The sequence below is a fragment of the Amycolatopsis sp. NBC_00345 genome (assembly GCF_036116635.1).
In the GTDB taxonomy this organism is placed as follows: domain Bacteria; phylum Actinomycetota; class Actinomycetes; order Mycobacteriales; family Pseudonocardiaceae; genus Amycolatopsis.
Window position 1 is genome coordinate 2,282,264 of record NZ_CP107995.1, and the last position, 11,670, is coordinate 2,293,933.

8 protein-coding genes are annotated in these 11,670 nt (G+C 71.7%); 4 read left to right on the top strand and 4 right to left on the bottom strand.

Features of this window, described 5'->3' with window-relative positions; all coding sequences use genetic code 11:
• Window positions 1–221: 221 nt before the first annotated feature.
• Together OG943_RS10110 and OG943_RS10115 are read left to right on the top strand one after the other, a co-directional pair.
• Window positions 222–3,245, top strand: coding sequence for a DEAD/DEAH box helicase (locus tag OG943_RS10110; protein ID WP_328609455.1), 3,024 nt, complete (start codon window positions 222–224; stop codon window positions 3,243–3,245).
• Complete coding sequence (locus tag OG943_RS10115; protein WP_328609456.1) at window positions 3,238–3,969, top strand: SWIM zinc finger family protein; 732 nt, start codon at window positions 3,238–3,240, stop codon at window positions 3,967–3,969. The genes OG943_RS10110 and OG943_RS10115 overlap by 8 nt, the downstream gene beginning before the upstream one ends.
• 84 nt (window positions 3,970–4,053) lie before the next feature.
• Here OG943_RS10115 and OG943_RS10120 read toward each other — a convergent pair whose 3' ends face one another.
• On the bottom strand, window positions 4,054–6,606 hold the full coding sequence (locus OG943_RS10120; protein ID WP_328609457.1) for an SMP-30/gluconolactonase/LRE family protein: 2,553 nt from the start codon (window positions 6,604–6,606) through the stop codon (window positions 4,054–4,056).
• 269 nt (window positions 6,607–6,875) lie between these two features.
• Between OG943_RS10120 and OG943_RS10125 the strand changes: the two genes are divergently transcribed.
• Entirely contained in the window at window positions 6,876–7,655 is a 780-nt protein-coding gene (locus OG943_RS10125; RefSeq protein ID WP_328609458.1) for an SDR family NAD(P)-dependent oxidoreductase, read from the top strand.
• A gap of 213 nt (window positions 7,656–7,868) precedes the next feature.
• Here OG943_RS10125 and OG943_RS10130 read toward each other — a convergent pair whose 3' ends face one another.
• Genes OG943_RS10130 through OG943_RS10140 form a run of 3 tightly spaced genes read right to left on the bottom strand, consistent with a single transcriptional unit; the run spans window position 7,869 to window position 10,396 of the window.
• Entirely contained in the window at window positions 7,869–8,915 is a 1,047-nt protein-coding gene (locus tag OG943_RS10130; protein ID WP_328609459.1) for an alcohol dehydrogenase catalytic domain-containing protein, read from the bottom strand.
• Window positions 8,916–9,668, bottom strand: coding sequence for an SDR family oxidoreductase (locus tag OG943_RS10135; protein ID WP_328609460.1), 753 nt, complete (start codon window positions 9,666–9,668; stop codon window positions 8,916–8,918).
• Complete coding sequence (locus OG943_RS10140; protein WP_328609461.1) at window positions 9,665–10,396, bottom strand: FadR/GntR family transcriptional regulator; 732 nt, start codon at window positions 10,394–10,396, stop codon at window positions 9,665–9,667. Before OG943_RS10140 ends, OG943_RS10135 begins: the two co-directional genes overlap by 4 nt.
• A 38-nt stretch (window positions 10,397–10,434) precedes the next feature.
• Between OG943_RS10140 and dgoD the strand changes: the two genes are divergently transcribed.
• Window positions 10,435–11,583 carry a galactonate dehydratase gene (dgoD, locus tag OG943_RS10145; protein ID WP_328609462.1) on the top strand — a complete coding sequence of 383 codons (1,149 nt, stop codon included), beginning with the start codon at window positions 10,435–10,437 and terminating at the stop codon, window positions 11,581–11,583.
• Window positions 11,584–11,670: the final 87 nt, after the last annotated feature.

Genomic DNA, 11,670 nt, shown 5'->3' on the forward strand with positions numbered 1-11,670 from the left:
TCGCCGGCGGAGTGCGGGCTAGGCGCGGCGGTAGAGCCACCAGTACCCTCCACGGTGAACCCGGCCGACGAAGGAACACCCGGCCGAACCGCCCCGGGTGGCATCGGCCGGGACGGAGTGCGTCCGGCCCACCCCCGTTTCGGTCGCGAGAATCCTCAGGTGGACGCCTGCTGCCTGGCCCGCCGGCGCGGGAACCGGATCGGACGAAGGAGCCCCAGACCTTGCCCTTGGTGCACGCGGTGTGGTCTCCGGGCCGGGGTCTGCTGCTCTGGGCGGAGCACGACCGAGGACCGGTCGGCACGTCGAGTCGTTCGGCGCAGATCGCGCTGCCGCATCCGTTCGCGGTCTCCAGCGCGAAGCTGACCGCGCTGCATCCCGGCAAGCCCACGTCGGTGACGTTGCTGCTGCCGTCGCGGGCGAACCGGCCGCTCGCCTCCTCCGAGGCCGCGGCGGGCGGTAAGCGGCGTGGCCCGGCGCCGTCGTTGCGGCCGTGGTCGGTGCCGGCGTTGATCGTGGACGCGACCGAGCTGGACGATCTCGACGATTCGGCCTCGTACGGCGCCTCGGTCACCTACCTGCGGGCGGTGGCCCGCCTGGCCGCGGATCTGGTGCGGCGCGGACGGGTCCTGCCGACGCTGGTCCGCCGGGGCGATACGGCGGAGGCCCGGTGGCGCCCGGTGCTGCAGGGCGTGGATTTCGTCGCCTTCGACGCACTGGTCGCGGCCATGCCGCCGGTCGGGCGGGCCGAGCAGATCGCGCCACTCATCGGGGCCTCGCCGCGCGCGCTCGTCACCGATGCGCTCCACGCCCTGGCCGACGCGGCGGTCCGGGACCGCCTGGCGCGGGCGGATCCTCCCGTCGACCTGCGCGGGGGCCGGGGCGCGGCCGGGGTGTGGCTGGCCGCTTTGCAGGGCGGCGTTTCCCGCGTCGAGCTGCCACTGGGTGAGCTCGGTGTCGTGGCCGACGCCGTCGCGAAGTGGGACGAGGTCGCCGATACCGACGTCGTCGATGGCCGGGCGTGTTTCCGGCTGGCCGAAGTCGGCACACTGCGCCCACCGGCCGCGGACGATCCCGACGACCAGACCGGCGACGGCACCAAGTGGCAGCTGCAGTTCCTCCTGCGGGCGACGGCCGATCCGAGTTTGCTGCTGTCGGCGGAGCAGATCTGGTCGGGCCAGGCGCACGGGCTGGTCAGGGAACCGAAGGGGCTGTTCGTCGCCGAACTGGGCCGGGCCGCGCTGGTGGAACCGATGCTGGCGCCGGCACTGCGCAGGACTCAGCCGTCCGAGTACGACCTGACCGTCGAGGAAGCCGAACAGTTCCTCACCTCGGGCGCGACCCGGCTCATCGAGGCCGGGTTCGAAGTGCAGCTACCGGCGACCTGGGACGGCAGGCGCCGGCTCGGGCTACGGCTGTCGGTCCGCAGCACGCCTTCCGAGCAGGTCGTCGCCCGCAGCCGGGTGGGCCGCGACGAGCTGGCCGGGTTCCGCTGGTCGATCGCGGTGGGCGACGACGAAATCGGCGAAGACGAGCTGCTCAGGCTCGTCGCGGCGAAGACACCGCTGGTGCGGCTGCGGGGCCGGTGGATCAGCGTCGATGCCGACCGGCTCCGCGCCGGTCTCGAGTTCCTGCGCCGCGACCCGCACCGGCCCACCCAGCGCCCCACCGCGGCCGAGCTGCTGGAGCTGGTCCACCTCGCTCAGGAAACGCCGCTCCCGGTCACCGACGTCAGCGCCGACGGCTGGGTCGGGGACGTCCTGGCCGAGCGGGTCCACCAGGCCCTGCAGCCGGTCGAGTTGCCGCCGTCGTTCCGGGCCACGCTGCGCCCCTACCAGCAGCGAGGGGTCGCCTGGCTGGCTTTCATGTCGGCGCTGGGGCTCGGTGCGTGCCTGGCCGACGACATGGGCCTCGGCAAAACCGTCCAGACGCTGGCGCTCGAGGCCGTCGAGCGGGCAGACGACGATCGCCCGCCGACGCTGGTGCTGTGCCCGATGTCGCTGGTCGGCATGTGGCAGCGGGAGGCGGCGAACTTCGCCCCAGGCCTTCGTGTCCACGCCCACCACGGCAGCGCCCGCGCACACGGGGACGCGCTCGCCGAGCAGGTCGCCGCGGCCGACCTCGTCGTCACGACCTACGCCACCGCCGCCCGTGACGCCGACGAACTCGAGACGTTCACGTGGCGACGCCTGGTGCTCGACGAGGCGCACGCCATCAAGAACGCCGACACCGCGACAGCCAAGGCGGTGCGGCGGTTCACCGCCGGGCACCGGCTCGCGCTGACCGGCACTCCGGTGGAAAACCGGCTGGCGGACCTGTGGTCGGTGCTGGACCTGCTCAACCCCGGGCTGCTCGGCAGCCGGTTCGAGTTCCGGCAGCGGTTCGCGGCCCCGATCGAGCGCGGCGGCGACACCGCCACGGCCGCCGCCCTGCGCCGGCTCACGCAGCCGTACCTGCTGCGCCGGGTGAAGACCGACCCCGCAATCGTCCCCGAGCTCCCGGAAAAGATCGAAATCAGGCAGGAGTACCGGCTCACCCGTGAACAGGGCACGCTGTACCGCGCGATCGTCGACGAGATGATGAAGAAGATCGCGAACAGCCACGGCATCAAGCGCCGCGGCAACATCCTCGCCGCGATCACGAAACTCAAGCAGGTCTGCAACCACCCCGCGCACCTGCTGCACGACGGCTCCCCGATCGGGCACCGCTCCGGCAAGGTCATCCGCCTCGAAGAGATCCTGGCGGAAATCCTGGCGTCGGGCGATCGGGTGCTGTGCTTCACGCAGTACACCGAATTCGGCCATATGCTCGTGCCGCACCTGTCGGACCGGCTCGGCACCGAAGTCGCGTTTTTGCACGGTGGCCTGGCAAAAGGGTCGCGAGACGCGATCGTGGACCGCTTCCAAGCCGCCGGCGGGCCGCGGATCCTCTTGCTCTCGCTCAAGGCCGGCGGCTCCGGGCTCACGCTGACCGCCGCCAGCCAGGTCCTGCACCTGGACCGCTGGTGGAACCCGGCCGTGGAGAACCAGGCCACCGACCGGGCGTTCCGGATCGGGCAGGGACGGAACGTCCAGGTCCGGAAGTTCGTCTGCCCGGGCACCATCGAGGAACGCATCGACACCGTGATCACCAAGAAACGCGCGCTGGCGGGAATGGTCGTCGGCGAGGGCGAAAGCTGGCTCACCGAACTGTCCGCGGACGCGCTGCGCGGGGTGCTCACCCTGGGGGAGGAAGCGATCGATGACTGAGCCGCTCCCTTGGTGGCCGACCCGGTTCATCAGGGCGCTGACGGCGATCGGCATCCTCCTGCCCGCGCGCGGGCAGGGGCGCGTCGTGTCCTTGGAGGCCGGCGCCGGGCGCGTCGACGCCGAGGTCCAGGACGGACGCCCTTACCAGGTGCGAATCGGACTGACGGCGTTCGGGAAGTCGGACTGGGCGGCGATCACCCATGCCCTCGCCGCGAAGGCGTCGTCCACGGTCCTGCTGCTCAGCGGCGAGCTGCCCCACGACGTCGAACAGATCTTCAAAGCGGTCCGGCTGCCCCTGTTCCCGTCGTCGGCGCGGGAAGTGTCGCTGGACTGCACCTGCCCGGACGCCGAGGTGCCGTGCGGCCACCTGAACGCCGTGTTCTCCGCGCTGGTGGCGCGGGTCGGCGACGATCCGTTCACCCTCCTCGCTTTGCGCGGCCGGAACCGCGAAACTCTGTTGGAGGAACTGAAGAACCGGCTCATCTCCGCCGAGCCGCTCGATCCTGACGACCGGTCTCCGGCCCTGACCGAAGTCATGGACACCTTCTTCGACTGCGGTCCGGCCCCGGGCCTGGGCGGCGCGGCGCCGTTGCACGGGCCCCGAACGCCGTGCGACGCGCTACTGGACCAGGCCCCGCCGTTCGCGATCACGGTGGGCGGCGACGACGTCGCCGAGCTGCTTCGGCCGGTGTATCGGGCACTCGCCGGAGAGCATGGCACTTAGCTTCGGCGTGACGGAGGACTTCGAAAGATTGGCGCAATGAGCGACGAATTTCACCAATCGGCTGCCCATTGACGCGGGCTTGGCTCAATACGGCCAGCCTGGCACATTCAACCGGACACTGTAGAGCCCGAAGTTGCCGCTGTCACCGCCGCCGGATGGGACGCCGGAGGTGATGTAGAGCGTCCTGCGATCCGGCCCGCCGAAGGCGACATTCGTCGCGTTCGGCCCGGCCGAGATCGTTCCCAGAGCCTGGCCGGCGGGGGAGAAGACGTGCACCGTTCCGTCGCTGTAGGTGATCTGGTAGATGTTTCCGACGCAGTCGATCGTGCCGCCGTCGGTCCCGGCCAATGAGGTGAAGTCCGCGCGGGCGCCGGTGCTGCCGTCGGGGTTGACCGGGTACCGGTAGATCTTCCCGGTGGCGTTTCCTCCCACGTACAGGGTTTTGCCGTCCGGCGACAGCTCGATCCCGTTGGGCTCGCGGATGGTGTCGTCGATCAGCGAGACGGCGCCCCCGGTGATCCGGTAGACCCCGGTCCGGCCGGACATCTGGTCCGGCCGGCCGGCGCGCTGGAAGTCGGGGTCGGTGAAGTACACCGTGCCGTCCGCGCCCAGGGTGACGTCGTTCGGCGAGTTGAACAGGTGACCTTGGTAGTTCGCCGCGAGCGTCGTTCGCTGCTTCGTCGCCAGGTCGTAGGACGACACGCTGCGCTGGTCGTGCGTCGCCGCCACGACGGACTTGCCGTCCCGGCCGATGGCCAGGCCGTTGCTGCCCGAGCCGGCGAGGAAGGTGGTGAACGCCCCGTCCGCCGGTGTGTAGCGCAGGATGTCCGAGGGCTGGACGTGCTGCGGTCCGGTGCCGTCGTGCATGTTCGTCAGCAGCAGCGTCTGAGTCGCCGCGTCCCAGGTGGGGCCTTCGAGGAAGTTGAACCCGTCTTTGATCTTGGCCGCGCTCAGCGTCGGTGAGGGCAGGGGATCGGGGAACGGCCCGCCTGGGCAAATGCCGTCGTCCGTCGGCGAGCTCGACTGTGCCGGGACCGCCCACTGCTGGTGGGGCCTCGGGCCGGCGGGCGCGGCTGCCGCGCTGACCGTGCCGGCGGGGCCAGGTGTTCCCGGCGCCTCGGTCCGCGACTGCGGCTGGTTGCCGCCGGGGCCGGTGATCGCGCCGGTGCCCGGCCAGGTGAACGTGGCCATCGAGCCGCCGGGCAGGGAGTAGCCGAAGGACTTGCCGCCGAAGGACACCTTGAAGTTCTGAGTGCCCCCGCTGTTGAGCGCGACGAGCACGATCTTGCCGTCCGGGTTGCGGAAGGCGACGTTCTGGATGCCGCCGTCGCCGTAGGCGGTCGAGGAGATCCGCACGGCCCCGGGCCGCACGAACTTGCTCAGGTGACCGAGCACGTAGTACTCCGCGTTGTAGGTGACGCTGCCGCCGTTCACGGTGGCGACGCCCATGCAGTTGGTGCAGCTGCCGATCACCGGCCCGTGGTTGTTGTCCAGGGCCATGTTCCACGTCGTGACGGTGCGGGCCCAGTTGCGGGTGGCGCCGATCGCCAGGTTGATGCCCTGCCAGCGCAGGCTGTCCGCGAACGTGTTCGACGCGGTGGCCGACTGGGTGCCCGAGCACTCGGTGAAGAAGATGTCCTTGCCAGGCTGGGCGTTGTGCACTGTGGACTGTCCACTCGGGCTACCGCCGTAGCAGTGCCACGCGGACCCGGCGACGTTGGCGCCCGCACCGTTGTTCACGGTCTGGGCGTAGCTGGTGTCGTCCCAGTTGTGGTCGTACCCCAGGATCTTCGTGTTCTGGCCGGCCGCGCGGAGCTTGGGGGCCAGATTGTTGATGACGGTGGTCTGCTGGCCCGCCGTCATCAGCATGCCCGGGTAGCCGGGCGGCGAGAACTTCGGCTCGTTCTGCACGCTCAGGTAGTCGATCGGCACGCCCGCTGCCTGGTACGCCTGCGTGAACTTGGTCAGGTAGTCGGCGTAAACCCCGACGCGGCTGTCGTTGAGAGAGCCGCCGATGAGGTTGTTGCTGGTCTTCATCCACGCCGGCGCGCTCCACGGAGTGGCCATGACGGACAGCTTCGGGTTGAGCGACTTGGCCTGCTTCACCAGCGGCAGGATGTAGGCGTTGTCGTGTGCGACGGAGAATCGCGAGAGGCTGGGGTCGGCGGCGCCGTCGTCGTAGGTGTAGAAGCCGCGTGAGAAGTCGCTGGCGCCGATCGGCTGGCGGAGAAAGCTCAGGCCGACGCCGCTGCTGGGGTTGAACAGCGCGTTCATGATCTCGTCGCGGCGCGAGGAGCTGGTGATGTTCCACGCGGCGGCGTCGGTCAGGGAAGCGCCGAATCCGACCATCGACTGGTAAGTCGTGCCCGGGTCCACGGTGATGACGGGGCCGCTGCCGCCGCTGCCGAACGAGACGTCGCCCTGCCGGCTCAGCAGGTTGGCTCGGTCTGGGGTGGTGAGCCATACACTGGCGGTCGTCGCCGCGAAGGCGGGTGACACCGGGACGGCCAGGTACGTCCCGAGGGTGACGGTCACCGCGGCGGCCGTCAGGGCGGCTGTCCGCAGGTGCGAGCGGGTCCGTGGTACGGCGCCGGGCCGGGATTCCCGCCGGCCGGGACTGCCTGGGGTCGAGGGCATGACGCTCCTTGCCGCGGGGAGGACCCTCCACGCGATCGTGAAACAGGACAGAGCCCGTGGCGGCGGCGTGATCCATGAGACAGCTGTTCCCCCTGTTTCGTCAAGTCCTGAAAAAAGTCGGCCGGAGGCCGCCACAGGCCCCGCTGATGCCCTGCGGGTATCACAGGAGCCGGAAGAGGTCTTGGACGAGGGCGGGCTCGCGACGCACAGTGGAAGACGCACAGTGGAACAGGAGCGGGAGTCCGTCCCCGCAGGATGGAGGTTCTGTCGTGGCGCGGGTACTGATCACCGGGTCCTCGGACGGTCTGGGCCTGATGGCCGGCCGGCTGCTCGTCGGCCAGGGCCACTCGGTTACGTTGCACGCCCGCGACACCCGGCGGGCCGACGACACCCGTGCGGCCTTGCCCGATGCCGACGACGTGCTCGTGGCCGACCTGCTGTCCCTCGACGGGATCCGTTCGCTCGCCGGGCAAGCGAACGCCGCCGGCCCCTTCGACGCCGTGATCCACAACGCCGGCATCGGGTACCGGGAGCCCCGGCGCATCGAGACCGTCGACGGCCTGTCCCACCTGTTCACGGTGAACGTGCTCGCGCCGTACCTGCTGACCGCGCTCGTCGCCCCGCCGCACCGGCTGGTGTACCTGAGTTCGGGCATGGCCCACGGTGGCGACGCGGGCCTGTCCGATCCACAGTGGACGAACCGGCGGTGGAACGGTTCGCAGGCGTACAGCGACAGCAAGCTGTTCGACATCCTGCTGGCCTTCGGAGTCGCGCGGAGGTGGCCACGAGTGCTGTCGAACTCGGTCGAGCCCGGCTGGGTGCCGACCAAGATGGGCGGCCGCGGCGCGCCCGACGACCTGGACCTGGCGCCGGTGACCCAGGCGTGGCTGGCGGTCGGCGACGAAGAGGCCGCGACCGTCACCGGGCGGCACTTCTACCACGGACAGCAGCGGTCCGTCCCCCGTGAGGCGCACGACCCCGCGGTGCAGGACGGGTTCCTGGCCTATTGCGCCGAGCTGACCGGCGTGGAGATCGTTGACGCGCGCTGATCACTTCGGAGGTAGGCGAGTTTCCCGAACGTGGCCACCGCAGCCGGCGGCTCCGGCACGGCGAAAGGCAGACCGGCGGCGGCAAGGGGGCGCTTGGCGCGGTACCGGTGCGAGTGTCCCCGGATCTTCCTCGGTTACGCCGCGGTCTTCACGCCGGCGATCTCGCTTTCCCTTGGAGCGGCTGCGCTTTCGCTGCGTTCGCGCTAGCACCGGTCAGGGCGCCCCGAACCGCAGCAGGACCTTGCTCGACCGCTCCGGCCGGCTCGCCACGGCCAGGGCTTCCTCCGCTTCGTCCACTGTGTACTCCGTGGACACGATGGGCGCGAACAGATCCGGGTTCCCGGCGATCGTCGCCAGGGTCTCGGCCATCCCGCCCGCGAACCGGCTCGAGCCGGTGAACGTCAGCTCGCGGGGGACCGTCAGGTGCCACGGGGCGGCGACGCTGTGGCCGGGGAGCTGGCCCACCTGCACCAGCGTCCCGCCCGGGGGCAGCGCTGCCAACGCCGTCGCGACCGCCGCGGGCGCGCCCGACGATTCGAACGCGACGTCCACCGGCGGCAAGGGTTCGCCGGCGCTCAGCGTCCGGGTCGCGCCGGCCTGCCGGGCCACTTCCAGCGGGCGGGCGTGGAGGTCGGTGACGGTCACCTCGGCTGCGCCGTCGAGGTGCGCCAGGGCCACCACCAGCAGCCCGATCGGGCCGGCGCCGGTGACCAGGACACGACGGTCACGCACGCCGCCGGCCAGCGCGGCCATGCGGGTCAGCGCGTGCCGGGCCACGGACGCCGGTTCGGCGAGCGCTGCCGTGCGCAGCGGGAGTTCGCACGGCACGGGGACCAGGCGGTGGCCGGGCACCAGCAGCCGGTCCGCGAAGCCGCCGTGGGTGTGCGGGCGGCGGGCGGCGCTGCCCAGGTACCTCAGGGACGGGCACAGGTTGTCCCGGCCTTCGCGGCAGCGCGGGCACTCCCCGCACGTCTGCGCCGGGTGGACGGCGACGGGGGTGCCGGCCCGCGGCCCCGAGCCGTCGGCGGCCGCGGTGCGGACGGTGCCGACGACCTCGTGGCCCAGCACCATCGGGTCGGCCAGCACGGATTCGCCGACTTCGCCGCGCTGCCAGTAGTGGACGTCGGAGCCGCACACCCCGCCGTAGGCCACGTCGACCACCGCGTCGCCCGGTCCGGGGGAGACCTCCGGCCACTCCCGGACCGCCAGCCGGCCGGCGCCGAGCACCGTCACGGCCCGGCCCATCGGGATCACGGTCACTCAGATCACCGCCGTCAGTCCGCCGTCGACGTACACGACCTGTCCGTTCACGAAGTCTGACGCCGGCGACGCGAGCCACACCGCCGGGCCGGTGACGTCCTCCGGGCGTCCCCACCGGCCGGCGGGGGTGCGCCGGGTGATCCACGCCGAGAACTCCGGGTCCGCCACCAGGGACGCGTTGAGCTCGGTGTCGAGGTAGCCCGGCGCCAGGCCGTTGACCTGGATCCCGTGGCCCGCCCATTCCGCGCACATCGACCGGGTGAGGCCGGCGAGCCCGGTCTTCGCCGCGGCGTACGGCGCGGTCGTCGGCCGGACCAGGTGGGTCTGCACCGAGCAGATGTTGACGATCTTCCCGCTGCCGCGCGCGATCATGCCGCGCGCCAGCGTGCGGCCGACGACGAACGCGCTCGTGAGGTCGACGTCGACGACGCGGCGCCAGTCCTCGACCGGCAGGTCGGTGAGCGGGCCGCGGACCTGGATCCCGGCGTTGTTCACCAGGATGTCCGGGCAGCCGTGCTCGGCCACGAGCCGCTCGAGCGCCGCCTCCGCCGCGTCGCTGTCGGAGACGTCGAAAGCACAGGTGAGGACGCCGTCGCCCAACTCGGCGGCCGCGGCTTCGAGCTGCGCGGCGTCGGGGCTGTTGAGCACCACCCGCGCGCCGGCGGCGAGGTAGGCCTCCGCGATGGCACGGCCGATGCCGCGCCGCGAGCCGGTCACCAGCGCGAGCCGGCCGGTCAGGTCGAAGGGCGTCACGTCAGATCTCCTTCGGCCGCGCCGAGAACTTCGGCCCGGGCTTCGCGCACGAGTGCTCGGGACGCGGCTTCGGCCGCGGCCTGGTCGCCGGCGGCCACCGCGTCGACGAGCTCGCGATGCCGGTCGAGCGACACCGCGGTCTCGTCGCTGAACGAACGGTGGCCCGCGTACCGGGCGCGCAGGGTGGCCAGCACGGTCTGCACGAGCTGGCTGAGCACGTCGTTGTGCGCCCCGCGCAGCAGGGCTTCGTGGAACGCGGTGTCCGCGGTGGCGAAGTCGTGCGGTTTCCCGTCCTCGAACGCGGTTGTCATCCCGGCCAGCGCTTCGCGCAGGGTCCGCGTGGTCTCCTCGTCCCGGCCGGCCGCGGCGCTGCGCGCGGCCATCGGTTCGAGGGCCTCGCGCAGGGTGAGCAGCTCGCCCAGCTGACGCCGGGAGTCGGGCCCGGCCGCGCGCCAGGTGATCACGCGCGGGTCGAGCAGGTTCCACGCCGCGACGGGCAGCACGGTGGTCCCGACGCGGTGCCGCGGCTGGACCATGCCGAGCCCGGTGAGCGTGCGCAGGACCTCGCGCACGACCGAGCGGGACACCCCGTGGTCCTGCTCGATCCGTTCCGTGGACAGCACGGAGCCGGGGGCGAGCTCGCCCGTGGCGATCCGGCTGCCGATCGCGTCGACCACCCGTGCGTGCAGGCCGCCCGGTCCGCTCAGCGGGTTCACTTTGCCTCCCATTTGAGTATGATAAATCATACTCTAACGAAGGAGTGGGTATGCGGGTGACCGACGTCGAGACCTTCCTCGTCGCGCCGCGGTGGATGTTCGTCAAGGTCTCCACGGACGCCGGGGTCCACGGCTGGGGCGAAGGCGGGCTCGAAGGGGCGGCCGACGTCACCGCGGCGGCGGTCGCGGCCTTGGCCGAGCAGGTCGTCGGCGAAGACCCCCGCCGCATCGAGGACCTCTGGCAACGGCTCACCAAGGGCGGGTTCTACCGCGGCGGCCCGGAACGGTCGTCGGCGATCGCGGCACTCGACCAGGCCCTGTGGGACATCGCCGGGCGACGGCTGGGCGTGCCGGTGTACGAGCTGCTCGGTGGTCCCGTGCGCGACCGCGTCCGCGTGTACGGCTGGATCGGCGGCGACTCCCCGCACGACGTCGCCGCCGCGGCCACCGCACAGCGCGAGGCCGGGATGACGGCCGTGAAGATGAACGCCACCGCGCAGTTCCCGCCGATCCCGAGCGCGAGCGACGTCGCGGCCGCGAGCGACCGGGCCGGGCAGGTGCGGGCGGCGCTCGGCCCGGACCGCGACTTCGCCGTCGACTTCCACGGCCGGGTGAGCGCGGCCGCCGCGCCGCGCCTGATCGAGGCGCTGGAACCGTTCGACCCGTTGTTCATCGAGGAACCCGTGGTGCCGGAACACAACCACACGAACCTGCGGCGGCTCGTCGAGAGCACCAGCCGCCCGATCGCCACCGGCGAGCGGCTCTTCTCCCGCGGCGACTTCCTTCCGGTGCTGGAGGCCGGTGTCCGGGTGGTGCAGCCCGACCTCGCCCACGCCGGCGGGATCTCCGAGGTACGCCGGATCGCCGCGCTCGCCGAGACGTTCGGCGCGGTCCTCGCGCCGCACTGCCCGCTCGGGCCGCTCGCGCTGGCCGCGTGCCTGCAGGTCGACTTCGCCACCCCCAACTTCCTGATCCAGGAACAGTCGCTGGGCATCCACTACAACCGCACCGCCGAGCTGCTCGACTACGTGGCCGAACCGGAGGTCTTCACGTTCACCGACGGCCACGTCGCGCGCCCGGCCGGTCCGGGCCTCGGCGTGGAGATCGACGAGGGCGCCGTCCGGCGGGCCCACGAGCGCGGGATGCGCTGGCGCACACCGGTGTGGACGCACCCCGACGGCTCATTCGCGGAATGGTGATGTGCAGAGGGCGCAACAACGGCACTGCTTCGCCCGGGAAATCTTGACAGGAAAGGAGGCCCGGCGCAGTCTTCCGCGCTAGACGTG

Excerpts from the sequence above, each read along its gene's own strand:
- OG943_RS10115 (WP_328609456.1), top strand. The coding sequence starts at position 3,238 with ATGACTGAGCCGCTCCCTTGGTGGCCGACCCGGTTCATCAGGGCGCTG.
- OG943_RS10120 (WP_328609457.1), bottom strand. The coding sequence starts at position 6,606 with ATGCCCTCGACCCCAGGCAGTCCCGGCCGGCGGGAATCCCGGCCCGGC.
- OG943_RS10140 (WP_328609461.1), bottom strand. The coding sequence starts at position 10,396 with ATGGGAGGCAAAGTGAACCCGCTGAGCGGACCGGGCGGCCTGCACGCA.
- dgoD (WP_328609462.1), top strand. The coding sequence starts at position 10,435 with ATGCGGGTGACCGACGTCGAGACCTTCCTCGTCGCGCCGCGGTGGATG.